The sequence below is a fragment of the Blastococcus sp. SYSU DS0539 genome, from assembly GCF_054050855.1.
Genome location: NZ_JBJHAF010000002.1, coordinates 50,022 through 73,553, shown reverse-complemented (window position 1 = coordinate 73,553; position 23,532 = coordinate 50,022). Strand labels below are relative to the sequence as shown.

The 23,532-nt window shown below is 72.9% G+C and carries 26 protein-coding genes; 24 read left to right on the top strand and 2 right to left on the bottom strand.

Going from position 1 to position 23,532, the window contains the following annotated elements:
- Positions 1 to 1,401 carry a flagellar hook-associated protein FlgK gene (gene flgK / locus ACI790_RS02495; RefSeq protein ID WP_456568206.1) on the bottom strand — a complete coding sequence of 467 codons (1,401 nt, stop codon included), beginning with the start codon at positions 1,399 to 1,401 and terminating at the stop codon, positions 1 to 3.
- Between the two features lies 1 nt (position 1,402).
- Entirely contained in the window at positions 1,403 to 1,888 is a 486-nt protein-coding gene (locus ACI790_RS02490) for a flagellar protein FlgN (RefSeq protein ID WP_456568205.1), read from the bottom strand.
- Between the two features lie 268 nt (positions 1,889 to 2,156).
- Here ACI790_RS02490 and ACI790_RS02485 point away from each other — a divergent pair, with 268 nt between their 5' ends.
- From ACI790_RS02485 to fliN, 24 genes are all read left to right on the top strand, one after another.
- Positions 2,157 to 3,065 (top strand): sigma-70 family RNA polymerase sigma factor, encoded by a 909-nt coding sequence (locus tag ACI790_RS02485; protein WP_456568204.1) that lies wholly within the window; start codon positions 2,157 to 2,159, stop codon positions 3,063 to 3,065.
- A gap of 125 nt (positions 3,066 to 3,190) precedes the next feature.
- Positions 3,191 to 4,063 carry a flagellin N-terminal helical domain-containing protein gene (locus ACI790_RS02480; RefSeq protein WP_456568203.1) on the top strand — a complete coding sequence of 291 codons (873 nt, stop codon included), beginning with the start codon at positions 3,191 to 3,193 and terminating at the stop codon, positions 4,061 to 4,063.
- 121 nt (positions 4,064 to 4,184) lie between these two features.
- The gene (gene fliD, locus ACI790_RS02475) at positions 4,185 to 5,543 is read left to right on the top strand and encodes a flagellar filament capping protein FliD (protein ID WP_456568202.1); all 1,359 of its coding nucleotides are present in this window, start codon (positions 4,185 to 4,187) and stop codon (positions 5,541 to 5,543) included.
- A gap of 49 nt (positions 5,544 to 5,592) precedes the next feature.
- Positions 5,593 to 5,979: a flagellar export chaperone FliS gene (gene fliS, locus ACI790_RS02470; RefSeq protein WP_456568201.1), complete on the top strand. Its 387-nt coding sequence runs from the start codon at positions 5,593 to 5,595 to the stop codon at positions 5,977 to 5,979.
- The gene (locus ACI790_RS02465; protein ID WP_456568200.1) at positions 5,976 to 6,332 is read left to right on the top strand and encodes a hypothetical protein; all 357 of its coding nucleotides are present in this window, start codon (positions 5,976 to 5,978) and stop codon (positions 6,330 to 6,332) included. The genes fliS and ACI790_RS02465 overlap by 4 nt, the downstream gene beginning before the upstream one ends.
- A 287-nt stretch (positions 6,333 to 6,619) precedes the next feature.
- Positions 6,620 to 6,967, top strand: a complete 348-nt coding sequence (gene flgB / locus ACI790_RS02460; RefSeq protein WP_456568199.1) for a flagellar basal body rod protein FlgB — start codon at positions 6,620 to 6,622, stop codon at positions 6,965 to 6,967.
- Position 6,968: 1 nt separating this feature from the next.
- Positions 6,969 to 7,373 carry a flagellar basal body rod protein FlgC gene (locus tag ACI790_RS02455; protein ID WP_347059476.1) on the top strand — a complete coding sequence of 135 codons (405 nt, stop codon included), beginning with the start codon at positions 6,969 to 6,971 and terminating at the stop codon, positions 7,371 to 7,373.
- Entirely contained in the window at positions 7,373 to 7,687 is a 315-nt protein-coding gene (locus ACI790_RS02450) for a flagellar hook-basal body complex protein FliE (protein WP_456568198.1), read from the top strand. Before ACI790_RS02455 ends, ACI790_RS02450 begins: the two co-directional genes overlap by 1 nt.
- A complete protein-coding gene (fliF, locus tag ACI790_RS02445) occupies positions 7,687 to 9,279 on the top strand; it encodes a flagellar basal-body MS-ring/collar protein FliF (RefSeq protein WP_456568197.1) in 1,593 nt (530 codons plus the stop codon). Before ACI790_RS02450 ends, fliF begins: the two co-directional genes overlap by 1 nt.
- Positions 9,276 to 10,334 (top strand): flagellar motor switch protein FliG, encoded by a 1,059-nt coding sequence (gene fliG / locus ACI790_RS02440; RefSeq protein WP_456568196.1) that lies wholly within the window; start codon positions 9,276 to 9,278, stop codon positions 10,332 to 10,334. The genes fliF and fliG overlap by 4 nt, the downstream gene beginning before the upstream one ends.
- Before the next feature lie 160 nt (positions 10,335 to 10,494).
- Positions 10,495 to 11,271: a FliH/SctL family protein gene (locus tag ACI790_RS02435; protein WP_456568195.1), complete on the top strand. Its 777-nt coding sequence runs from the start codon at positions 10,495 to 10,497 to the stop codon at positions 11,269 to 11,271.
- The gene (locus ACI790_RS02430; protein ID WP_456568194.1) at positions 11,268 to 12,578 is read left to right on the top strand and encodes a FliI/YscN family ATPase; all 1,311 of its coding nucleotides are present in this window, start codon (positions 11,268 to 11,270) and stop codon (positions 12,576 to 12,578) included. Before ACI790_RS02435 ends, ACI790_RS02430 begins: the two co-directional genes overlap by 4 nt.
- Positions 12,575 to 13,030: a flagellar export protein FliJ gene (locus ACI790_RS02425; RefSeq protein ID WP_456568193.1), complete on the top strand. Its 456-nt coding sequence runs from the start codon at positions 12,575 to 12,577 to the stop codon at positions 13,028 to 13,030. Before ACI790_RS02430 ends, ACI790_RS02425 begins: the two co-directional genes overlap by 4 nt.
- Positions 13,018 to 13,968: a transglycosylase SLT domain-containing protein gene (locus ACI790_RS02420; RefSeq protein ID WP_456568192.1), complete on the top strand. Its 951-nt coding sequence runs from the start codon at positions 13,018 to 13,020 to the stop codon at positions 13,966 to 13,968. Before ACI790_RS02425 ends, ACI790_RS02420 begins: the two co-directional genes overlap by 13 nt.
- Positions 13,965 to 15,254, top strand: coding sequence for a flagellar hook-length control protein FliK (locus tag ACI790_RS02415; protein ID WP_456568191.1), 1,290 nt, complete (start codon positions 13,965 to 13,967; stop codon positions 15,252 to 15,254). The genes ACI790_RS02420 and ACI790_RS02415 overlap by 4 nt, the downstream gene beginning before the upstream one ends.
- Positions 15,255 to 15,272: 18 nt before the next feature.
- The gene (locus ACI790_RS02410; protein ID WP_456568190.1) at positions 15,273 to 15,695 is read left to right on the top strand and encodes a flagellar hook assembly protein FlgD; all 423 of its coding nucleotides are present in this window, start codon (positions 15,273 to 15,275) and stop codon (positions 15,693 to 15,695) included.
- 50 nt (positions 15,696 to 15,745) lie between these two features.
- The gene (locus tag ACI790_RS02405) at positions 15,746 to 16,987 is read left to right on the top strand and encodes a flagellar hook protein FlgE (RefSeq protein ID WP_456568189.1); all 1,242 of its coding nucleotides are present in this window, start codon (positions 15,746 to 15,748) and stop codon (positions 16,985 to 16,987) included.
- A gap of 164 nt (positions 16,988 to 17,151) precedes the next feature.
- Positions 17,152 to 17,433 (top strand): flagellar FlbD family protein, encoded by a 282-nt coding sequence (locus ACI790_RS02400; protein WP_456568188.1) that lies wholly within the window; start codon positions 17,152 to 17,154, stop codon positions 17,431 to 17,433.
- Positions 17,434 to 17,436: 3 nt separating this feature from the next.
- Positions 17,437 to 18,207 carry a motility protein A gene (locus ACI790_RS02395; protein ID WP_456568187.1) on the top strand — a complete coding sequence of 257 codons (771 nt, stop codon included), beginning with the start codon at positions 17,437 to 17,439 and terminating at the stop codon, positions 18,205 to 18,207.
- 31 nt (positions 18,208 to 18,238) lie between these two features.
- Positions 18,239 to 19,138, top strand: a complete 900-nt coding sequence (locus tag ACI790_RS02390) for a flagellar motor protein MotB (RefSeq protein ID WP_456568186.1) — start codon at positions 18,239 to 18,241, stop codon at positions 19,136 to 19,138.
- Complete coding sequence (locus ACI790_RS02385; RefSeq protein WP_456568185.1) at positions 19,135 to 19,617, top strand: flagellar basal body-associated FliL family protein; 483 nt, start codon at positions 19,135 to 19,137, stop codon at positions 19,615 to 19,617. The genes ACI790_RS02390 and ACI790_RS02385 overlap by 4 nt, the downstream gene beginning before the upstream one ends.
- A 1,279-nt stretch (positions 19,618 to 20,896) precedes the next feature.
- Positions 20,897 to 21,586, top strand: a complete 690-nt coding sequence (locus tag ACI790_RS02380; RefSeq protein WP_456568184.1) for a hypothetical protein — start codon at positions 20,897 to 20,899, stop codon at positions 21,584 to 21,586.
- A gap of 196 nt (positions 21,587 to 21,782) precedes the next feature.
- Positions 21,783 to 22,778, top strand: coding sequence for a flagellar motor switch protein FliM (locus ACI790_RS02375; protein ID WP_456568183.1), 996 nt, complete (start codon positions 21,783 to 21,785; stop codon positions 22,776 to 22,778).
- Positions 22,775 to 23,515 (top strand): flagellar motor switch protein FliN, encoded by a 741-nt coding sequence (gene fliN, locus ACI790_RS02370; protein WP_456568182.1) that lies wholly within the window; start codon positions 22,775 to 22,777, stop codon positions 23,513 to 23,515. Before ACI790_RS02375 ends, fliN begins: the two co-directional genes overlap by 4 nt.
- The last annotated feature ends 17 nt before the right edge of the window (positions 23,516 to 23,532 follow it).

Here is a 23,532-nt window from a genome sequence, read left to right as displayed (position 1 = left end):
TCACAGCCCCACGCGGCCGGTGCGGTTGATCAGCACGTCGAGCATCTCGTCGATCGCGGTGACCAGCCGGCCGGCGGCCGAGTAGGCGTGCTGGAAGGACAGCATGTTGGTCATCTCCTCGTCGAGGTTGACCCCGGCCACGGACTCCCGTGCTGCGTCCACCTGGCCGGTGATGACCGACTGGATGCCGAGGTTGCGCTGCGCGACCGCCGACTGGACACCCAGCTCGACGATCATCGATCGGTAGGCCGCGTCCGGCGAGGCCACGCCGGTGCCCAGCTGGGACAGCTTGTCGGCGTTGCCCCGGTCCAGGTTCGGCGTGCCGGGGCCGATGGACGACGCCGCGATCTTGCGGGGGTCGGTGAGCGACACCGTGATGGAGGAGGCCGTCACCGGCCCGCCCGAGGAGCCGATCAGGGCGCCGCCCGCGAGGCCGTCGAGGTCGTAGCCCTCGGCGTGCGCGGTGTTCAGCGTGGTGGCCAGCGCGGACGCGAGGCCGTCGAGCTCGGTCCGGTAGGTGGGGAGGATCGAGTTCAGCGCGTGCACCTGCCCGCCGGCGGCGCCCCCGACGGTGACCGGGAGCCCTCCGGTGGCGGTGACGATGCGCGGCGGGTCCCCGGCGGTGCCGGCCGGGTCGATCGTGCCCTGCAGCGCGAGCTTCGACGCGGTCCCGCCGGAGACCAGCGTGACGCTGCCGACGACCACGTCGACGACGCCGCCGTCGCGCGGTCGCACCGACACCCCCACCTGGTCGGCGAGCTTCATGACCAGGAGGTCCCGCTGGTCGGTGAGGTCGTTGGCCGGCAGCCCGCTCTGCGAGGCGCGCAGGATCGCGGTGTTCAGCCGGGCGATCGTCTCGGTCGCCGCGTTGACGTCGTTCACCAGGACGCCGAGGTTCTCGCGGGTCTGCTGCCACTGCCCGTCCAGCTGCGCGCTGCTGAAGTGCAGGCCGCCGACGAGCGTCTCGAGCCGCTTGAGCACCTGCCCCCGGGCGGCCGGGTCCTCGGGCCGGTTGGCCACGTCCTGCCACCCGCGCCACATGTCGGCCATCAGGTTCTGCAGGCCGGTGGTCCCGGGCTCGCGGAACGCCTGCTCCACCAGCCGGTAGGCGTCGGTCTCGGCGGTCAGCTGCGCGCTGTTGGCGTGCTCGGTGTGCCCCCGGCCCTCGAGGAACACGTCGCGGATCCGGGTCACGTCGTCGGCGTTGACGCCGCCACCGATGCCGCTGCTCGTGGAGTAGAACGCCGGGACGGCGCCGCCACCGATGGCCTGCATGTCGACGCGCTGGCGGGAGTACCCGTCGGTGTTGACGTTCGAGATGTTCTGCCCGGTCACGTCGAGCGCCCGGCGCTGCGCCCACAGGGACGTGGTCGCCGTGTTCAGCCCGCTGAAGGTGCTCACGTCAGAGTGCTCCGTCCAGGGTGACCGCGCGGTGGGCGCCGTCGGAGTGCCGGCCGGTCGCGCCGTACGTGCCGGCCGACGACGACCGCGTCTGCAGGAGCGCATCCCCGATGGCGGCGAGGCCGCCCTCGATGAGCTCCCGGTTGGCGTCGGAGAGGCTGCGCAGCTCCGTCACCAGGACCAGCAGGGCCTCGTGGTGCTTGGCGTAGAGGTCGTTCCACGGCGCGGGGGCGACCTCGGCGACCTGACGGAGCGAGGGGTTCGACTCGATGCCCAGCTTCTGGGCCAGCGCCTCGGTGGCCGCGGCGCGCTCCACCTCGAGGGTGCGCAGCTGGTCGAGGACCACCTCGATCTCGTGCGCGATGCGCTGCAGCCAGCGGGTCTTGCCGGTGAGGATCAGGTACTGCTTCTCCTCGGCCTTGAAGAGCAGCAGGTCCAGGAGCTCCTGCTCCCGCCACAGCATCGTCGACAGGTGCTGGTAGTCCACTCCGTCCACCGCCTTCCGTCGTCCCACTCGTGCTCGCTCGCGGTCGCCCGGGCCGCAGGGCCGGGCACGACCGCCGTCGGAGCTGGCATCGGCACCCCTTCGGAGGGGGTTGAGCCGAAGTGCCGAACTGGCGCTCATGTCCGGCGGGATTCGTGCCGACGGGCGGTGCCGATCCCGGCGCCGGCCGCCGAGAGATACGGATGTGACCCCAGTCCGTTCCCTCGCGACCGAGCGACCCCTGCGTGAGCGCTCCGCGCACGACCGGCCGTTGCGCGAACGTCCCCAGAACGGCCGGGTCCCGCACCCGGTCAAGGGGCGGTCCCCGCAGGAGGTCGACGCGCTGGTGACCCAGCACCTCCCGCTCGCGGCGTTCGCCGTCAACGCCGTCGCGTCCCGCATCTCGCTGCCCGGCCACGTGAGCCGCGAGGACCTGGTGTCCTGCGCCCACGTGGCGCTGGTCGAGGTGGCGCGCCGGTTCGACCCGGACGCGGGCGCCTCCTTCGCGACCTACGCCCTGGCCCGCCTGCAGGGTGCGGTCCTCGACGAGCTGCGGTCCGGGGACTGGGCGAGCCGGTCGGTGCGGGCCGCGGCGCGGCGGACCGACGCCGCTGCGGACGCGCTGGCGATCAGCCTGGGCCGGCCGCCCACGCGCGAGGAGCTCGCGCGAAGCCTGGGCGTCGCGCGCAGCGAGCTCGACCACCTGCAGGTCGACGTCCACCGGGCCGTGATGGTCAGCATCGACGCCGAGACCGGGCCCGACGGGGCGACCCTCGACCTGCCCGACACCGGGGAGTCCCCCGAGCGGTCGTTGTTGCGCGGGGAGCGCGCCCGGTACCTGCACGACGCCATCCGCGCCCTGCCGGACCGGCTCGACGAGGTCATCGAGCGCAATTTCTTCGGTGATGAATCGCTGACCGACATCGCGGACGACCTCGGCGTCACCCTGTCCCGGGTCTCGCAGATGCGTGCGCGTGCCCTTGTCCTCCTGCACGCCGCGATGAGCGAGGTCTGGGACGAGAAGCCGGTCCCGGCCGACGGCGGCGTCCGCGCCCGCAATCAGCAGCGCGCCTACGTCGACCGCGTGACCGGCCGGGCCGGCACACCCCTCCCCCGCCGGCGCGACCCGTGGCTGACCGCCCGGACGCGCCACACCGGCCAGGCAGCCAGGACCGCCTGAGAATCTGGAAAATTCTCCGCCGCTCGGCTCAAGAGCCGCTCGGTCACGTCCGATGACCTAGGTGCAACGCCCCGCAGCACGGATGCAGCGGGACACCAGAAAGACCCCATCCAAGGAGGATCATCATGGGTCTGCGCATCAACCAGAACATCGCGGCGCTCAACGCTCACCGGAACCTGTCGATCACCGACAGCCAGATGAGCAAGTCGCTGGAGAAGCTCTCCTCCGGCTTCCGCATCAACCGGGCCGCCGACGACGCGGCCGGCCTGGCGATCTCCGAGGGTCTGCGCGCGCAGGTCGGTGGCCTCAAGGTCGCGGTCCGCAACGCGCAGGACGGCGTCTCCGTCGTGCAGACGGCGGAAGGTGCCCTCACCGAGGTGCACTCGATCCTCCAGCGTGTGCGTGACCTGACCGTCCAGGCCTCCAACACCGGTGCGGTCAGCCCGGAAGCCGCGGGCTACATCGGCGCGGAGATCACGGAGCTCGGTAAGGCCCTCGGGGACATCGCGAGCCGTACGGACTTCAACGGCACCAAGCTCCTCAAGGGCGACGGTGTGACCGCCGGCACCGAGCTGACCCTCACGTTCCAGACCGGTGCCAACGGCGGCGAGGCCATCCAGGTCAAGATCGCGGACATGACGGCCGTGGCCACCGCCATCCAGGAGGTGGGCACGAGCGTGACCAGTGGCTCGTTGGCGACTCCGCCGACGGCCTACACCGGCTCGACCGCTGACCTCAAGAAGATTGACGACCAGATCAAGCTGGTGTCGGGGGCTCGCGCCACCCTGGGTGCTTCGCAGAACCGCTTCGAGAGCACCATCAACTCGCTCAACGTCGCGGTGGAGAACCTCTCCGCGTCCGAGAGCCGGATCCGGGACGCCGACATGGCCCAGGAGATGGTCGGGTTCACCCGCAGCCAGATCCTGTCGCAGGCCGGCACCGCGATGCTCGCGCAGGCCAACCAGGCCTCGCAGGGCGTCCTCTCGCTGCTCCGCTGATCCCCGTCAGCTGACCAGCTGAGGCACGGTTCCTCAGCAGCACCCCGGGTGAGGGGGGAGGCCCTCGGGCCTCCCCCCTCATTCACTTCCCCACCACCGTCCCGAGCGAGGAGCCAGTGACATGACGATGAGCATCAGCACCGGCCTGATCTCCGGGATGGACACCGGGGCGCTGGTCTCCCAGCTCATGCAGGTCGAGGCGGCCCCCCAGACGGCCCTCCGGACGAAGCTCTCGACCACCCAGACGACCGCCGGCGCGTACCGCACCGTCAACACCGCACTGCAGGCGCTCGTCACGGCGGCGGAGACCGCGCTGAAGCCGGCGACCTGGACCAGCACCAAGGGCACCAGCTCCGCGGGGAGCGTGACCGTCGCGTCGGCGGCAGGCGCCTCCCCGGGATCGCTCAGCTTCACCGTCGCGTCGGTCGCCGCCACGCACTCCACCGTCAGCACCACCCGCTGGGGATCGACGACGACGGCGGCGAACCTCACCGACCTCACGGTCACGAGCCTCGACGGCACGACCACCAAGGGCACCATCGCGCTCGACGGCACCGAGACGCTCGACCAGGTCGCCGCCAAGGTCAACGCGCGCACCGACCTCGGCCTCACCGCCTCCGTGGTGCAGACCGGCACGGACCAGTTCGCGCTGCAGATCAGCGCCGCGACCTCTGGCAAGGATGCGGCCTTCGCCCTGTCCGGGAGCGAGATCTTCAAGGCCACGAGCGTCGGCCAGGACGCCGAGCTCCGGGTCGGGACGACCGCCGACGCCTACTCCGTGACGTCGGCCAGCAACGTCTTCCAGGGCGTCCTGGCCGGCACCACCCTCACGGTGAGCCAGGTGGAGAGCAGCCCCGTCACCGTCAGCGTGGTCTCCGACCCCGACGCCGTCACCGGCAAGGTGACCGCGCTCGTCGACGCGGTGAACTCCGCGCTGGACACCATCCGGAAGCAGACGAACAACGCTCCCGGCAGCACCGCCGCGCTGCGCGGCGAGTACGCCGTCACGCAGATCGCCGGTCAGCTGCTGCAAGCCGTCTCCGCAGCCGTCGGGGGCGACTCGCCGGCCCGGATCGGCTTCGAGCTGACCCGGGACGGCAAGCTCACCTTCACCAAGGACACCTTCACCGCCGCGCTCGAGGACGACCCCGCGCTCGCCGAGCGGCTCCTGACCGGCATCCCCGCCGGCACGGACGCCAACGGCAACCCCGTGGCCGCCGTCCCCGGGATCGCCGAGCGCCTCCGCGGCGTGGCGCAGACCGCCTCGGACGCGACGACGGGGACACTGACCTCGCTCGCCAAGGGGCAGGACTCCCAGGCCCGTGACCTCCAGGACCGCATCGCGGCCTGGGACGTGCGGCTGGCCAAGCGCAAGCAGATGCTGACGCGCCAGTTCACCGCCATGGAGACCGCGCTCAGCTCGCTGCAGAACCAGTCCAACTGGCTGGCCGGCCAGCTCGGCTCCCTGCCGTCGTCCTGACCCCGCCCGACGTCCGCACCGCCGTCCCCACGCTCCAGGAGATCTCCCGATGAGTGCCGCCTCCCTCCGCGCCCGCTACCTCGGTGACGCCGTCGCCACGAGCTCTCCGCAGCAGATCCTGGTGATGCTCTACGACCGGCTCGCGCTCGACCTCGAGCGCGCCCAGGACGCCGTCGCCGACGGCGACCGGTCGCGCGCGAACGAGGAGCTGCAGCACGCCCAGGCGATCGTGATGGAGCTGCTCTCGAGCCTGCGGGTCGACGCGTGGGACGGCGGTCCCCGCCTGGCGGCGCTCTACAACTGGCTGATCGGCGAGCTCGTGCAGGCCAACCTCAAGCAGGACCGCAACCGCATCGCCTCCTGCCGTCAGGTCGTCGAGCCCCTCCGGGACGCCTGGCGCCAGGCCGCGCTGACCATGGCCGGCGCCGCGTCGTGACCGGCGGACCGGCCGGCTCCGACGGGGGCGCGCCGGCCCCGGCCGACTGGGCCACCGTGCTCACCCACCTCGAGGGCGAGGTGCTCGCCGCCGAGGCGACGATGGCGCAGGGCCGGGCGGACGAGATCGCCGCCTGGGGACGCCGCGCCGAGGACTGGGTGCCGCCCTCCCCCGTGGGACCGCTGCCCGATCAGCTCCGGGAACGGGCCGCCCACCTCCTGCAGCACCAGCTGGCGGTCGCCGAGGCCCTGGTCGAGCGCATCATGCAGTCCCAGCGCCAGCGCGATCTCGCCGCCCGCATGTCCTACGCGCCCAGCCGGCCCGTCGCCTCATTCGTCGACCGGGCCCTCTGACCCCCCTCCGCCTCGCCGCCACGGCCGGTCTCCGCACACGCGCGGTGACCGGCCTTCTGCGTTCGGTGAACCTCGCACGTCCCACGGGCCCCGTGAACTACTCCCCGCCACTGCCGTCCCACCCGTCGGAGCGCGGCGGTCACGGCCCCCTCCGGCGGTGCCGATGAAGCCTCTGCACGGAGAGCACCACCTTCGCCACGGATCGGCGGCCCAGCACTCGTTCGCGAGTGTCTTCCGCGTACCCGGAGGTCGAACGTGTCCTGCTCCACCCGTCGGCGAGCCGCCCGATGATCGGCGACGCCACCTCGACGGTCCTGCACGCAACCCTCGCCGGGCTCGCGCAGCGGCAGCGTGTCACCGCCGACAACATCGCGAACGTCAACACCCCCGGCTTCCTGGCCGGGCGGACGGACTTCGAGACGTCCCTGCGCGGTGCCGTCCGCAGCGGCACGACGCCGACGATCTCGGGCGGCACCACTGCCCGCTCGATGGAGCCGACCAACACCAACGGCAACAACGTCAACCTCGACGCGGAGACGGTCATCGCCACCGAGACCGGCCTGCGCTACCAGCTGGCGCTCAACGCGCTCGACGGGAAGTACAACTCGATGCGAACGGCACTGAGGACGTCCTGACATGAGCACGTTCCACGCTCTGAGCATCTCCCAGTCCGGGCTGATGACGCACCGGAAGTGGCTCGACGCCGCCGCCGACAACATCGCCAACATCAACACGGTCCGGCGCACCGACGAGGACGCCTTCCAGGCGCGGCTCGTCGTCGCGCAGGCCGTGGACTACGGGACCGGCGAGGGCGGCGTGCGCGTGGCCCGCGCGGAGTTCGGCGACCCCGAGGGCCGGCTGGTCCACGAGCCCGACCACCCGCTCGCCGACGCCGAGGGCTACGTCAGGTACCCCGACATCGACCTGGGGGACCAGATGACCCACATGATGATGGCCCAGCGCGGCTACCAGGCGAACCTCGCCGTCGTCGAGCGGGCCACGAACGCCTACCAGGCGGCCCTCCAGCTCGGGAAGCGCTGATGACGATCCCGCTCGGCGGCATCCCGCCCGTCGGTCTCGGCGCGGTCTCCGGTGTCGCCGGCAGCACCCGCGGCACGCCCGCCACCGAGGGGGCCGACGGCTTCGCCGCCGTCCTGGCGTCCACCTTCGACAAGCTCCAGGCCACCCAGTCGGTGACCTCGGACCTGGCCGTGCAGGCCGCCACCGGCGACCTGAAGGACGTGCACGACTACATGATCGCGAGTGCTGAGTCCGGCCTGGCCACCGAGATGGTCGTGACGATCAAGAACCAGGCCGTCGCGGCGTTCAACGAGATCATGAGGATGCAGATCTGATGGAGTCGGCGCTCGCCGGGACGCTGGAGCGTGCCCGCTCCACGATGGCCACGATCAGCCTCGGGCAGAAGGTCGTCATCGGTCTGCTGCTCGCCGGGCTGGCCCTCGGCGGGGTCTTCTTCTACAGCTGGATCACCACGCCCACCCAGGCCCCGCTGTTCTCCAACCTCGCCGCCGCCGACGCCTCGGCGATCGTCGACGAGCTCAACGCCCAGGGCGTCGCCTACGAGCTGTCCGACGGTGGCAGCACGATCATGGTCGCCAAGGACGCCGTCTACGACCTGCGGCTGAGCATGAGCGGCAAGGGCCTGCCCGCCGGCCAGGACACCGGCTACGCGCTGCTCGACGAGCAGGGCATCACCACCAGCGAGTTCCAGCAGCAGGTCACCTACCAGCGCGCCCTGGAGGGCGAGCTGGCCAACACGCTGAAGGCGCTGGCGGGCGTCAACTCCGCCGTCGTGCACGTCGCCCTGCCCGAGGACGAGGTGTTCGTGAGCGACAAGGCCGAGCCGACCGCATCGGTCCTGCTCGACCTGACGCCGGGCACCACCCTCTCCGGCGAGCAGATCCAGGCGGTCACCAACCTCGTCTCCGCCAGCATCCGGGACATGGACCCCGACCAGGTCACCGTCGCCGACTCGACCGGTCAGGTCCTCTCGGCCGCCGGCACGGGCGTGACCGCGGCCGCCGGCGACGCCCGCTCGCAGGTGGAGCAGGAGTACGAGAACCGCCTGTCGGCCAGCGCCCAGAAGATCCTCGACTCGGTCGTCGGCCCGGGCCGCTCCGTCGTCTCGGTGCGCGCCGACGTCGACCTCTCCGAGCGCAGCACCACCTCGAAGACCTACACGTTCGACGAGGGCACCCCGCCGCTCTCGGAGCAGATCACCACCGAGGAGTACACCGGTGGCGGCGCCCCGGTCGGCGGCGTCCTGGGCCCGGAGAACATGCCCGACGCCGCGGAGGTCGTCGGCGGCGGCGACTCCACCTACAACAAGGAGTCCACGACGGCGAACAACGCCGTCGGGGAGACCACCGAGGTCGTGCAGGGTGCCCCCGGCGAGCTGAACCGGCTCACCGTCTCCGTCGTCATGGACGACGCGGTCGCCGGCAACCTCAACCAGCAGCAGATGACCCAGCTCATGGTCACCGCCGTCGGCCTCGACGAGGCCCGCGGCGACGACATCACGGTCGCCTCGCTGCCCTTCGACGCCACCGCCGCGGAGAACGCCGCCGCGGCGATGGAGGCGGCCCGCGAGGCCGAGGCCAGCGAGCAGATGTGGTCGATGATCCGCACCGGCGGCATCGCCGCGGGCATCGCCCTGGTGGTCCTCGTCGTCTGGCTGCGCTCGCGCCGCCAGGTCGAGGACGAGGAGGACTACGAGCCGCTCGAGCTCGACGACGACGTGCTCGCCGAGCTCGACCGCCTGCGGGTGGCCAGCACCCGGCACGGGATCGAGCCCGACGACGCCGTCCTGGAGCTGGAAGCCGTCCAACGGGCGAAGGTGCGAGGGGAGATCTCGACGATGGTCAGCGAACGTCCCGACGAGGTCGCGGCCATGCTGCGCGGCTGGCTGAGCGAGACGAAGTCATGACCCTCGCGAGCATCCCGACGGTGCCCGGCGCGGCCGTCGCCGTCGCCCCGCGGCCGGAGATGCCCGGCCTGCGCAAGGCCGCCGTCTTCCTCGCCCAGATGACCAAGGAGGAGGCCGGCGTCCTGCTCGCCCAGCTGCGCCCCCGCGAGGTCGAGGCGCTCACCCGCGAACTGATGAAGCTCGGCTCGGTGGAGCTCGACGACGTCGACGGCGTCATGCGCGAGTTCCACCACCTGATGACCGCGCAGCAGTTCATCGGCCGCGGCGGCGTCGAGTTCGCCCGCGAGATCCTCGCCGCGGGCCTCGGCCAGGACCAGGCCGAGGGCATCCTGTCCCGGCTCAACGTCGTCTACACCGAGGTGCCGTTCGCCTCGCTGCGCAACGCCGACGTCCGCCAGCTGGTCACCTTCCTCAAGGACGAGCACCCACAGGTCATCGCGCTGGTGCTCGCCCACCTGACGGCCGCCCAGTCCGCCGAGGTGCTCACCGGCTTCGCGCCGGAGCAGCAGGCCGAGGTCGCCCACCGCATCGCCACCATGGACCGCACGTCCCCGGAGATGGTGCGGCTGGTGGAGGAGGAGCTCGGCCGCCGGATGGGCTCGATCCTGGCGCACCAGGACATGACCACCGTGGGCGGTGTGGAGACCCTCGTCGAGATCATCAACCGCTCCCCGCGGCCGACCGAGCGCTCCATCCTCGAGTGGCTGGACACCAGCGACCCCGAGCTGGCCGAGGCCGTCCGGGCGCAGATGTTCGTCTTCGAGGACATCGTCACCATCGACGACCGCTCCCTGCAGCTGGTGCTGCGCGAGGTGGAGGCCAACGACCTGGCCACCGCGCTCAAGGGCGTGCGGCCCGACGTCCAGGACAAGATCAAGCGGAACCTCTCCGAGCGCGCCGCCGAGAACCTCACCGAGGAGATCGAGCTGCTCGGCCCGGTGCGCACCCGCACCGTCGAGGAGGCGCAGGCCAAGGTCGTCGCGGTCATCCGCACCCTCGAGGAGCAGGGCGTCCTGACCATCAGCCGCGGCGGGGACGATGAGTTCGTTGCGTGACGACAGCCCCGGGAGCATCGCAGCGAGGAACGAGCGAGGAGCGGACCGGGGCGCGGAGCCGCGCCGATGGACAGGGCCTGAGACCGGCCACCGGCCTCCCCGGGAGGGCGCGATCCTGCGCGGCGGCCCCGCCGCGCTGGCCCGCCCCTACCGGGAGGTCGTGGCCGAGCGCGGCGCGGCCGTCGCGGCCCTCGTGCCGGCCGCCCGGACCGCCACCGCGGCGCCGGCCGTCCCGGTGGCTCCGCCCGCCGTGGCGGCGGACCCCTCCCCCGCCATCCCGTTCCAGCCCTCGCCGGTCGAGCGCCGGACGCGCGTGCGCCGCGCCGAGGACCAGCCGATCGCCGGCAGCAAGCCGTCGTTCCGGCTCGGCGACGTCTACGCCGAGGAGCTCGCCCGGCTGCGGGCGCAGGCCCGCACCGAGGGCTTCGCCGCCGGTCACGCCGAGGGCCTGCTGGCCGCGGACGCCGTCGTCGCCGAGGCCGAGCGCGCCGCCGAGCAACGGCTCGCCGAGGTCCAGGCGCGGTGGGAGCGCCGCCTGGTGTCCGCGACCGCCGCGCTGGGCGCGGCGGCCCGGCAGCTGGAGGAGACCGCCCGCCCGGTGGCCGACGACATCCGCGACTCGATCGTCGGCACGGTGCTGACCCTGGTCGAGGAGATCCTCGGCCGGGAGCTGGCGCTGGCGACCGACCCGGTCATGGACGCCGTCCGCCGGGCGCTGTCCTTCTGCCCCGCCGACGCGCCGGCGGTCGTGCGCCTGCACCCCGACGACCTGGCCGAGGTGCCCGCCGGCGCGCTCGCGGAGCTGCCGGGCAGCGTGCGCGTCGTCGCCGACCTGGCCGTGGAGCGGGCCGGCGCGATCGCCGAGTCCGGTCCCCGCCGGATCGATGCCCAGCTGGGCACGGCGCTGGCCCGCGTGCAGGCGGTGCTCGGCTCGTGAGCGTCTCCCCCGCGCTCCTCGAGCGCGCTCGCGCCGCCGCCCGCCCGCAGGTGACCGGCACCGTCACCGGCGCCATGGGCCTGACCCTCAGCGTCGACGGCGTCAGCGCCGCCGTCGGCGACCTGGTCGAGATCGACCCCGCCGGCCGTCCGCTGCTCGCCGAGGTCGTCGCGGTCGGCCGGGACCGGCTCACCTGCATGCCGCTCGGCGGGCTCTCCGGCGTGCACGCCGGCGCGCCGGTGCGCGCCACCGGCCGCCCGCTGCAGGTGCCGGTGGGCGAGGCGCTGCTCGGCCGCGTCCTGGACGGCCTGGGCCGGCCGGTGGACGGCGGTCCGCCGCTGGGCAGCCGGGTGTCCCGGGTCGACCTGGGGACGCAGACCCCGCACGCGCTCTCCCGCGCCCGCGTGCAGGAGCCCCTCACCTTCGGCGTCCGCGCGCTGGACACCCTGGTTCCCTGCGGCAAGGGCCAGCGCCTCGGCATCTTCGCCGGCTCGGGCGTCGGCAAGTCCAGCCTGCTCGCCCAGATCACCCGCGGCACCGACGCCGACGTCCGGGTCATCGGGCTGATCGGCGAGCGTGGCCGCGAGGTGCGCGAGTTCATCGAGGAGAACCTCGGCCCGGAGGGCATGGCCCGCACGGTCGTCGTCGTCGCCACCTCGGACGAGCCGCCCCTGGTGCGGCTGAAGGCCGCCTTCGTCGCCACCCGCATCGCGGAGGCGTTCCGCGACGAGGGCCGCGACGTGCTGCTGCTGATGGACTCCATCACCCGCACGGCGATGGCCCAGCGCGAGGTCGGGCTCTCCGCCGGGGAGCCGCCCGCGACCCGGGGCTACCCGCCGAGCGTCTTCGCGATGATGCCGCAGCTGCTGGAGAAGGCAGGCACCGGCGCCACCGGCTCCATCACCGGCCTCTACACCGTGCTCGTCGAGGGCGACGACCACAACGAGCCGATCGCCGACACCGCCCGCTCGATCCTCGACGGGCACATCGTGCTCACCCGCAAGCTGGCCACGACCGGGCACTTCCCCGCCATCGACGTGCTGGAGTCGATCTCCCGCGTCGCCGGCGCCGTGGTCCCGCCCGCGCAGATGGCCGATGCCCGGGAGATCCGCCGGCTCATGGGGGCGCTGCGCGACGTCCGCGAGCTCATCGAGATCGGCGCCTACCAGGCCGGCAGCGACCCGCTGGTCGACCGCGCCCGCCAGCTGGCGCCCGGCATCGACGCGTTCCTGCAGCAGCCGCTGGGCGAGTCCACCTCGCCGGCCGAGGCGTGGGCGTGGCTGCAGCGGATCGTGAGGGGCGGATGAAGCGCGTGGCCTTCCGGTTGCAGCCGGTGCTCGAGCTGCGCCGCACCGAGGAGCGCGCCGCGGCAGCCGCGGCAGCCGCGGCCGCGACCGTGGCCGCCGACGCCGACCGGCGGGCCACCGAGCACGAGACGGCCCTGACCGGCGCGGTGCTGCCGCCGTCGCTCCCGGCCGGCTCCTTCGTCGCGGCCATGGTGCTGCTGCGCACGGCCGCCACCGACGCCGCCGACGCCCGGGCGCTGGCCACGGCGCAGGCCGAGCAGGCCGAGGCCGTGCGCGCGGAGTGGACCGCCGCCGCCCAGCGCACCAAGGGGCTGGAACGCCTCGCCGAGCGCCACCGCGCCGCCCTGCAGCACGCCGCCGACGTCGCCGAGGAGCGCACCGCCGACGACCTGGTCACCGGCCGGGCGGGCCGGGGCACCGACACCACGAGGGGGACGGCATGGACGGAGTGAGCGCGGTCCAGGCCCGGATCTCCGAGATCCAGGCCCGGTTCCGGCCGACCGCGACCGCCGCGTCGTCCGCGGCCTGGGCGTCGGCCGCCGGCGCCGCCGGCCTGTCCGGCACCTCGTCGGTCGGCAGCTGGCCGGCCGCAGCGGGCACCGCGTCGGAGAGCGCCGTGGTCGCCCAGGCCCACAAGTACCTCGGCGTCCCGTACCTGTGGGGCGGCACCGATCCGAGCAAGGGGCTGGACTGCTCCGGCTTCACCCAGCGTGTCTTCGGCGACCTGGGCATCGAGCTGCCGCGGACCTCGTCCCAGCAGGCGACCACCGGCAAGGCCGTCGCCTCGCTCGCTGCGGCCCGCCCGGGCGACCTGGTCTTCTTCGACAACTCCTCGTCCCGCGCGGGGATCGACCACGTGGGCATCTACCTCGGCAACGGCCAGATGATCGCCGCGCCCCAGGCCGGCGAGACGGTCAAGGTGCAGGCGGTCGGCACCCCCACGGTGATCCGCCGGGTGCTCGCCGAGCCGACCTCGGCCACGGCGGCGCCGGCGGGCGGCGGCACGCTGGCCGGGGTCCCCTACGCCGACCTGTTCACCCGCGCGGCGAGCAAGCACGGCATCGACGCACCGCTGCTCGCCGCGGTCGCCCAGCAGGAGTCCGGCTTCAACTCCTCGGCCGTCTCCCCGGCCGGCGCCCAGGGCCTGATGCAGTTCATGCCGGCGACCGCCCGGGGCCTGGGCGTGGACCCGCTCGACCCCGCCTCGGCGATCGACGGGGCCGCGACGTACCTCAGCAGCCTGACCCGGCAGTTCGGCTCCACCGAGCTGGCCCTGGCGGCGTACAACTCCGGCCCCGGGACGGTCAGCCGCTACGGGGGCATCCCGCCCTACCCGGAGACCCAGAACTACGTCCGCGCCGTGATGAGCAAGGCGGAGGCCTACCGATGACAGCTCCCGTCACCTCCCCCGCGCCGGCCGCGCGCACCGCGTCGACGACGTCCTCCGGCGGGTCCACCGACGGCGCGGCGCCCTTCGCGTCCGCCCTGGACGGCGCCCTGGCCGGCGGGCAGGGCGGCGTCCGCTACGCCGCGACCGGCGGAGGGCAGCAGTCCTCCGGCGGGACGTCGACCGGCGGGGAGACCGAGCTCCCCGCCGACGGCGCGGTCCCCGTGGTCGACGCCGCGGCGGCGGGCGTGGCCGCCGCGCTCTGGGCCCTGACCCTCGGCGCGACCGCCGCGCCGGCTGCCGGTGAGCCGGCGACCGCCGCGCTGCCCGGCGCCCTCCCGGCGGGGGCGGCCGGCCCGGTGCTGGCCGCGCCGGTTCCCGGCGGCGTGGCCGGGGACGTCGCCGTCCCGACCGTGCCGCCGGCCGGTGCGGCCGCGGGCAGCGCCCCCGCCGGCGCGCCCCGGGCTCCGGCCGGCGCCGCAGCCGGATCGCTGCCCGTGGTCCCCGTCCCCGACGCGGCGACCACCGGGGCCGACCTCCCCGCGCAGCCCGCCGGCCCGCCGACCGGCACCGGCCCGGCCGCGGCCGGCGCGCCCGCGCCGGTGCTCCCGGCGGGTTCGACAGCGCCGGGCTCCGGCAGCCCCGGCGACGGGGAGCCGCACCCGGACGCCCCGCCCGCGACCGTGCCGGGAGCCGAGGCCGCACGGGCGGCCGCCGAGCCGACCGCACCGGCCCCGTCCGCAGCCGTGGCCGCACCGGCCGCCGTCGTCGCGACCTCCGCCGTCCCGGCCACCGCGGGAACCGACGCGGCCACCGGGGCGGGCGCCTCGCTGCCGGTGTCCGGTCAGGTCGCCCGGCAGGTCGCGGTGCTCAGCGGGGCCGGCACCGGCTCGCACACGATGACGCTGGTGCTGACCCCCGAGAACCTCGGGCCGGTCGAGGTCCGGGTGACCGTCCGCGAGGGCAGCCTGGACCTGACCCTGCGCGGGGCCCACGAGCTGGGCCGCGCGGCGCTCCTCGACGCGCTCCCCGAGCTCCGCCGCGACCTGGAGTCCGCCGGCCTCAGCCCCTCGCGGGTCGAGGTCGACGCCGACGCCGGCGGCTCCTGGCTCGCCCGGCACGCCGCCGAGCAGCTGGCGCAGCAGGGGGGCTCCGGCGACCGCGGGCCCGGGCAGGACCGGGCCGCCGAGCGGTTCCGGTCCGGGGGGCCGACTGCCGATAGCGGAGAGGGGCGCCCGAACCAGCCCGCCACCCGATCCACGTCGTCCGGCGTGGACGTGCTCGCCTGACAAGGAGACCGACCACCGATGCCGGACGCAGTGAGCGCAGCCACCAGCGTCGCCTCGACCTACTCGGCCACGAGCAGCGTGGACCGGGGGGACCAGATGGGGAAGGACACGTTCCTCAAGCTCCTGGTCGCGCAGATGAAGTACCAGGACCCGGGCAACCCGGCCGACACCAACCAGCTCATGGCGCAGACGGCCACCTTCAGCCAGGTGGAGAAGCTCGAGGAGATCGCCAAGCAGAACGCCTCGATGCTGGCGCTGCAGCGCTCGAGCAGCGCCGGCGCCATGGTCGGCCAGACCGTGACCTACACCGACTCGACCGGCGCCGCGAGGACCGGCGTCGTCAGCTCGGTCCGCCTGGGCACCGACACGGTCGAGGCCGTGGCCACCGTCGGCGGCGTCGCCGTGCCGCTCGGCCGGATCACCGACGTCGGCACCCGCTGACCGACGCCCACCCGCACCCCCACCCCAGCTCCCTCCCGGAGGAGACCCCGATGCTCCGCTCCATGTTCTCCGCCATCTCCGGTCTGCGTGCCCACCAGACCAAGATGGACGTCACCGGCAACAACATCGCCAACGTCAACACCGTCGGCTACAAGAGCAGCTCCACCGTCTTCCAGGACACGCTCTCGCAGGTGGTGCGCGCCGGTGGCGCCCCCGCGGCGGACCGCGGCGGCACGAACCCGGCCCAGATCGGCCTCGGCGTCAAGCTCGCGGGCATCACCACGAACTGGACCAACGGGGCCACCCAGTCGACCGGCCGCTCGACGGACTTCATGATCGAGGGCGACGGCTTCTTCGTCACCCGCGGCGCCGGTGGCGAGCAATTGTTCACCCGGGCCGGCTCGTTCGACTTCGACGCCAACGGCCGGCTGGTCACGCCGGACGGCAGCATCCTGCAGGGCTGGGTGGCCGGCGCGGACGGCGCCATCAACCCCAACGGCCCGATCCAGGACCTGTCCGTGCCCTACGGCCAGATCGTCAACCCGTCGGCCACCACGACCGGCCGGCTGGAGGGCAACCTCAACGCCGCCGCGGTGGTCGGGGCCTTCGTGCAGACCCCGACCAAGATGTACGACGCCCAGGGCGTCGAGCAGCGGGTCACCTACACCTTCACCAAGACCGCCAGCGACACCTGGAACCTGACCGTCCAGAACGCCGGCGGCGCGGCGCTGGCGCTGACCAACGCCGACGGCACCGCCTTCGACGGGACCGTGACCTTCGACGTCGCCGGCACCATGACCGCACCCGCCGGCGGGATCGCGTTCGACCCCGCCGCCGCCGGCTGGCCCGGCCCGGTGGCCGTCGACCTCGGCACGATCAGCCAGTTCGCCGGCTCCAGCGAGGTCACCGCCCCCGAGCAGGACGGCTACGCGCTGGGCTCGCTCCAGTCGTTCCAGCTGGCCAACGACGGCACGATCATGGGCGTCTACTCCAACGGGCTGCGGCAGCCGCTGGGCCAGCTCGCGATGGCCGCCTTCAACAACCCCAGCGGCCTGGAGAAGGCGGGCAACTCCTCCTTCCGCGTGGGCGACAACTCCGGCGTCGCGGCGATCGGCATCGCCGGCGCCGGCGGCCGAGGCGTGCTCTCCTCCGGCGCCCTGGAGATGTCGAACGTCGACCTCTCCGAGGAGTTCACCAGCCTGATCGTCGCCCAGCGCGGCTTCCAGGCGAACAGCCGGGTGATCACCGCCTCGGACGAGATCCTCCAGGACCTGGTGAACCTCAAGCGCTGACGCACCCGCCTCCACCGGCCGACGGCCCGGTCACCCGGAAGGGTGACCGGGCCGTCCGTCACACGCCCCCGCCCAGGGCGCTTCGGCTCAAGGAAGCCCGTCGCCGGGCCGATGACAACAGTGCTGCCCGTTCCACGGGCCCCACCGAGCAAGAGGACCGACCCGTGATCCGAGTGACGCGCCTGAACGGCGACCAGTTCGCGCTCAACCCCGACCTCATCGAGAAGGTCGAGGCCCACCCCGACACGGTCGCCTCCCTGGTGGACGGCACGAAGTACGTGGTGCGGGAGAGCGTGGACGAGGTCCTCCAGGAGATCCGCGAGCACCGCGCCGGCATCCTCGCCCTCTCCTACGCGATGGACCGGGGCAGCTACCGCCCGCACGTCCCCGCGCAGCCGGTCGGCGACTCCTCGGTCGTGCCCTTCCCGATCCGAGAGGAGCGCTGACCCGTGGATCCGGCCACCGTGATCGGTTTCGTCGTCTCCCTCGCGGCCCTGATGATCTTCATGGTCATGGAGGGCGCCGACCCCGCGTCGCTGCTCTTCCTGCCGGCGATCATCCTGGTCGTCGTCGCCACGTTCGGTGCGGCGATGTCCGGCCAGACCATGGACGACATCAAGAAGCTGCCCGGCTGGTTCAAGATGGCCCTGATGCCGGCCAAGGTGCCGCCGCCCACCGACCAGATCCAGACGCTGGTCGGCCTCGCCGAGAAGGCCCGCAAGGAGGGCCTCCTCGCGCTCGAGGCCCAGGTCAAGCAGATCGAGGACCCCTTTCTCAAGCGCGGGCTGCAGATGGGCATCGACGGCACCGACCCCGAGGAGCTGCGCGCCGTCCTGGAGAGCGAGATCGCGGCGAAGAAGTCCGAGGACAAGGTCGCCGCCAAGTTCATGAACACGATGGGCGGCTACGCCCCGACCATCGGCATCGTCGGCTGCATCGTCGGGCTGATGAACGTCATGGGGAACCTGAACAACCCCGAGTCGCTCGGCCCGATGATCGCCGCGGCGTTCATCGCCACGCTGTGGGGCGTCATGGCCGCGAACTTCTGGTTCCTGCCGATGGGCGCGAAGATCCTGCGGGTCAGCGAGCTGCAGGCCGCGCAGATGGAGCTGCTGGTCGAGGGCATCGCCGAGATCCAGGCCGGCACCAGCCCGCGGGCGGTCCGCCTGAAGCTGACCTCGCTCGTCCCGCCGGGATCCCAGGCCAAGGAGGCGGCGTGACCGTGCCGGCGAGCGCCGGCGAGGGCGCGCCGTGAGCACCGGGCACGGTCGCCGCCGGGCCAAGAAGCACGAGGAGGAGGAGCACGAGAACCACGAGCGGTGGATGGTGTCCTACGCGGACATGATGACGCTGCTGTTCGTGCTCTTCGTGGTGCTCTTCGCCATGAGCCAGGTCGACCAGGCCAAGTTCGCCGCCCTGGCCAAGGGCCTGGCGCAGACGCTCGGCACCCCGATCACCGTGCAGCCCAGCTCCACCCCCGAGGGCTCGGTGCTCGACGGGCTGCCGGCCGTGATCGACATCGCCTCCGCCATCCCGCCGGACCCGACGGTGCAGCAGGCGCAGGTCGACCAGGCCGCGGCCCAGGCGGCGGCCGAGCGCGCCGAGCGGGTCGCCGCCGAGGCGCAGCAGGCGTACGCCGAGCTCGCCGCGGCCCGCGACCGGATCGAGGCGGCGCTCGCCGCGGCCGGCTACGCCGGCGCCGCGCGCTACGAGATCGACGAGCGCGGCCTGGTCGTACACATCGTGGCCGACCAGGTGCTCTTCGACGCCGAGGAGGCGGTGCTGCGGCCCGAGGGCCGCGCCATCCTCGCCGCCGTCGCCCCCGCCGTCACCGCGCTGCCCAACGAGCTCGGGGTCGAGGGGCACACCAACCACCTCCCGGTCACCCGGGGCGGTCCGTGGCCCTCGAACTGGGAGCTGTCGACCTACCGCGCCACCACCGTGCTGCGGTACCTGGCCGCCGAGGGCGTCCCGCAGCCGCGGATGTCCGCCACCGGCTACTCCTCGACCCGGCCGCTGGTGCCCGAGTCGGATGCGAACGCCGTCACCGTCAACCGGCGCGTCGACGTCGTCGTCCTGTCCACCGCCTCCGCGGAGGCCAACGCCCTCCTGCCGGGCATCGACGCCGCCAACCAGGGAGACCCCGAATGAGCACGAAGAACAAGAACGCCCCCGCCGACGTCGAGGAGACCGAGGCGACGGGCGGGAGGAAGAAGCTCTTCCTCGTGCTGGCCGTCGTGCTGCTCGCCGGGGTCGGTGCCGCCTACTTCTTCCTGTTCGCCGGGGCGGGCGAGGCCGAGGCCGACGCCGAGCCGGTGTCCAGCGGCACCTTCCTCCCGCTCGACCCGGTCGCGGTGAACCTCGCCGGAGGGGGCTACCTGAAGATCGGCGTCTCGCTCGAGCTGACCGAGGAGGGCGCCGCCGGCGGCGGCCACGGCGGTGGCGGGCCGGACGGCTCCAAGGCCATGGACCTGATCATCTCCACGTTCTCCCAGGCCAAGCCGGCCGACGTCGTCGGTGCCCGCGAGGCACTGAAGGAGTCGCTGGAGCAGAAGATCATCGAGGCCTACACCTACCACGGGGCCAAGGCCGTCATGGGCATCTACTACACGGAGTACGTCACCCAGTAGCCCTGCCGCGGCGGGAGCGTCCCGTGGCCGGCGCGCGTACGCGGGGAGACCTCAGTGCCACCATCGGCCACTCCCATGCCTGGAGACCACATCTGCGCAGATCGACGTCCGGACTACGAAACGTCGGGACGGCGCCCCTCTACTGCTTCGGCCGAGTGTTGCGGACCTGCTCGCACTCTTACCGTTCACCATTCTCGTCGCACTCCTCATTGACGACCCTTGCATTGAATGCCGCGGATCCGAAGTCGAGGCCTGGGGAGCTGCCTGCAGAACGGCCACCGCCGCATCTTCGACGGCGATGCCAGGATATCCGATTCGAAGTTGGCCATGATCCCTGTCGCATCCGGAAGGTCGCGCTAACCATTCTCGATGACGACTCGCCAAAGGCCTCCCCGCGCAGGAGATGAGCCGGAATACCGCTTCGACCATTCGGGCACGGACCGTTGAAGGTTGTCGGATCCTCATTCCGCCGTGACACCCGAAGGTGAAGCTGCTGGCCACGTGCCCGCTAGTGCAAGAGAAGCGGTTTTACTCAACGCTCGGAGAAGGGCGAGAAAGGATCACCTGCTGCGGGATCGCGCTTCGGATAGCGCGACCCCCGCTCGACATGTCCCGCCCCCCATTCCTTTCGGACGCCTGTCACCGGATGGCCAAGCAATGGCATGCCTTCGTTCGACATGACACCCGACCGACCGGCACGGGTCCCGATTCCGGCCTGACACCGGACCGGGCTCGCCCCTGACGGCCGGCAAGGTCGTCCTGGGAAGCCGCCCCTGCCAGGCCCGCCGGGACCGCCCGGCCCGCCGGACCCGCCGGGACCGCCCGCAATGGTCCGCCTCGCTATGTGCAGCGGATGCATGAGTCGACGTGGCGATCGGCTTTCGGCGCCAACCGGCCTGACCCCTGCACCGAGACGTCGCCTCACCGAGACGGCTCGGACCAGGAAACCGCCACCTGGCGTGACCTCCGGTATCGGCGAGACCACTTTGCTTCTTGCATGGCTAGAGCACTGCGACCCTGATGGCACGTGCCATAACAGCTAGGCGGGCTTTGGTCACTCCCGGTGGGTGCGCATGAGTATCGGGCCCAAGGTCCCTGCTCATCCTCACGGATATCTCACGGCGCATTACCGCATGGTGATGACGAGCCGATAGCGAGGTTCAGCGAACGCTCGCCGGGGACCTATTTCCACCTGCCGCGCTCGTGACCTATTGACCCTCTCGCCACGTCGGTGATTCGGTGACGCCCCCATCAACGACCCCTTCCTGGGAGGTCTTCCGTGAGAGCAGCCCTGCGCCCGCTGACCCTATTTTCGACTCTGGCCCTGATGTTGTTGAGCCTGCTGGTAACGGCCGGTACGTCATCAGCTGCGCCGCCCGGAAAGATCACCATCTGTCATTCCACGGGCAGTGCGGAAAATCCGTATGTGAGCATCACCGTCAGCGAGAAGGCCCTGGCCGGCCACGTCGAGCACGGTGATGACATCATTCCGGCTCCGCCGACCGGCTGCCCGACGTCGACCACCCCTCCTGTCGACCTCTGCCCCAACATCGCGGGCGATCAGGCGACCGTTCCGCCTGGGATGGCGATCGACCCCGCGGGCAACTGCATGCCCGTCGTCGTCCAGCCCTGCGACGCGGAGACCATCTCGGGTGGTCAGGGCGTCACGACAACAGGTCATGAGCTCGGGACGTCCGGCCCAACCTCGTTCCTGTTCCAGTTCGACGCCATCTCCGTACCCGATCGCTTCCAGGTCTTCTACGAGGGCGCGCTGATCTACGACTCGGGCTTCCGCGGGGACACCGGGTACACCGACCCGGGCACTGGTCACCCGATCACGGTGTCCGGTCCGGGAGCAGGTTCGGCGACCGTGGTCGTCCCGGCCGGCACGGCGACGTCGGTCACCGTGGTCGTCACCGGGCCGATCCCCGGCACTGCGTGGACGTACACCGTGAACTGCCCGGCGTGATGCACACCCCGGCCTGACCAGGCCTGGGGGAGTGGGGGGCCGCTACCGAGCGGTCCCCCACTCCGCTGCTCTCCCGACAAGACGGGGCCCCGCCCGCCGCGTCGCAGCCGCACCAGCCGCACCAGCCGCACCAGCCGGTCCGCGGTACCGCTAGCACCGGTCAGGGTCGCTCCGCTCCCCGCCGATGAACGGTTGCGTGACCACCCCCGAGACCGGACCGGCCCCGGCCGCCGCGCCGGCCCCGGCCGCAGCATCCGCCTCCGCCGCCGGTCCGGGCGGCCGCAGCCGCCGCGGGGCGCCCCGCACCTACGACTTCCGCCGCCCGACGAAGCTCTCCCGCGAGCACGTGCGGGTCATGCAGATCGCGCAGGAGGGCTTCGCCCGCCAGGCGACGACGATCCTGACGACGTTCCTCCGCGCCGGCGCCCGCCTCGAGCTGGTCGGCATCGAGCAGTTCTCCTACGACGACTACATCGGGACGCTGCCCAACCCGACCTTCATCTCGACGTTCACCATGGAGCCGCTGGCCGGCAAGGGGCTGCTCGCCTTCCCCCTCGACATCGCGATGTCGATGGTCGACCACATGCTCGGCGGCTCCGGGAACGCCACCCAGCCGAACCGGCCGATGACGGCGATGGAGACCACCATCACCAACCATCTGCTCGAGCGGCTGCTCGACGAGTTCGCCACCTCCCTGGGCTCGATCACGGAGATCCAGCCGGTGCTCGTCGGCCGCGAGTACAACCCCCAGCTGGCCCAGGCCGCCGCCGGCTCGGACACCGTCATGGTGGCCACCTTCGGCATGGCCGTCGGGAGCCGCGAGGGCGAGGCGACGCTCGTGCTGCCGTTCTCCTCGTTCGCCCAGGCCCTCAACAACGCGGCGTCCCCGCAGCTGTCCGAGTCCGCGCTGCGCAAGCGGCAGCGCGCCCAGGAGGCCCTGGCCGCCCGGCTGAACCTCGTCCCGGTCGACGTGAGCGTGCGGTTCGCCCCGCTCACGGTCTCCTCGTCCGACCTGCTCTCGCTCGCCGTCGGCGACGTGCTGCTGCTCCGCCACCCGCGGGACAGCCCGCTGGAGGTCACCACCAACGACGTGACGTTCGCCTACGCCATCGCCAGCAACCACCGGCGCCGACTCGCCGCCTCGATCGTCCCCACCCCGCACGCTCCGCACGCCGCGAAGGACTCCGCATGACCGCGCCCCGCACCGACTCGCAGGACTCCCAGACCGTGACGGCGGTCGTCGCCGCGGCCGCCCGCGCGGCCGCCGCCCTGGTCCCCTCGACCTCCGTGCTGACGGCCGGCGCCCCGGTCAGCGACCCCGACACCGCCCCCCTCCCCCTGGCCGCGGCCGTCGCGGTGACCGCCGCGCTCTCCGGTGAGGTGTCCGGCGACGTCGTCCTGGTGGTCTCCGGCGACGTCGTCGACGCCCTGGAGAACTCCCCCGTCGGCCAGCTGGACGTCGCCTCGGCTCTGCGCCCCGCGCTCGAGGCGGCCGCCGCCACCCTGGGCCGGGTCCGGGTGGCCGCCGAACGCACCGAGGAGCCGGTCGCCGCGCTCGACGGGCTGCGCGACAAGGGCATGTTCGTCGCCGTCCCGCTGCTGGCCGACGGCGAGCACCAGGCGACCCTGGCCCTCCAGGTCACCCTCCCCGCCACCCGCGGCCAGCGCGGCAGCCTCGAGCTCCTCCGGCACGTGGCCATGGAGGTCACCGTCGAGATCGGGCGCACCCGGATGACGGTGCAGGAGCTGCTCTCCCTGCACCCCGGCGAGGTCGTCGAGCTCGACCGCGCCGCCAGCGCCCCGGCCGACCTGCTGGTCAACGGCACGCTCATCGCCCGCGGCGAGGTGGTCGTCGTCGACGAGGACTTCGGGCTGCGGATCAGCGAGATCGTGACCGACGCCGCCGAGCTGGGGGCCGCGGCCTCGTGAGCGACCTGCCCACCCCG

Coding starts and splice junctions, on each gene's coding strand:
- ACI790_RS02480 (WP_456568203.1), top strand. CDS start 3,191: ATGGGTCTGCGCATCAACCAGAACATCGCGGCGCTCAACGCTCACCGG.
- fliD (WP_456568202.1), top strand. CDS start 4,185: ATGACGATGAGCATCAGCACCGGCCTGATCTCCGGGATGGACACCGGG.
- fliS (WP_456568201.1), top strand. CDS start 5,593: ATGAGTGCCGCCTCCCTCCGCGCCCGCTACCTCGGTGACGCCGTCGCC.
- flgB (WP_456568199.1), top strand. CDS start 6,620: ATGATCGGCGACGCCACCTCGACGGTCCTGCACGCAACCCTCGCCGGG.
- ACI790_RS02455 (WP_347059476.1), top strand. CDS start 6,969: ATGAGCACGTTCCACGCTCTGAGCATCTCCCAGTCCGGGCTGATGACG.
- ACI790_RS02450 (WP_456568198.1), top strand. CDS start 7,373: ATGACGATCCCGCTCGGCGGCATCCCGCCCGTCGGTCTCGGCGCGGTC.
- fliF (WP_456568197.1), top strand. CDS start 7,687: ATGGAGTCGGCGCTCGCCGGGACGCTGGAGCGTGCCCGCTCCACGATG.
- fliG (WP_456568196.1), top strand. CDS start 9,276: ATGACCCTCGCGAGCATCCCGACGGTGCCCGGCGCGGCCGTCGCCGTC.
- ACI790_RS02425 (WP_456568193.1), top strand. CDS start 12,575: ATGAAGCGCGTGGCCTTCCGGTTGCAGCCGGTGCTCGAGCTGCGCCGC.
- ACI790_RS02420 (WP_456568192.1), top strand. CDS start 13,018: ATGGACGGAGTGAGCGCGGTCCAGGCCCGGATCTCCGAGATCCAGGCC.
- ACI790_RS02415 (WP_456568191.1), top strand. CDS start 13,965: ATGACAGCTCCCGTCACCTCCCCCGCGCCGGCCGCGCGCACCGCGTCG.
- ACI790_RS02410 (WP_456568190.1), top strand. CDS start 15,273: ATGCCGGACGCAGTGAGCGCAGCCACCAGCGTCGCCTCGACCTACTCG.
- ACI790_RS02405 (WP_456568189.1), top strand. CDS start 15,746: ATGCTCCGCTCCATGTTCTCCGCCATCTCCGGTCTGCGTGCCCACCAG.
- ACI790_RS02385 (WP_456568185.1), top strand. CDS start 19,135: ATGAGCACGAAGAACAAGAACGCCCCCGCCGACGTCGAGGAGACCGAG.
- fliN (WP_456568182.1), top strand. CDS start 22,775: ATGACCGCGCCCCGCACCGACTCGCAGGACTCCCAGACCGTGACGGCG.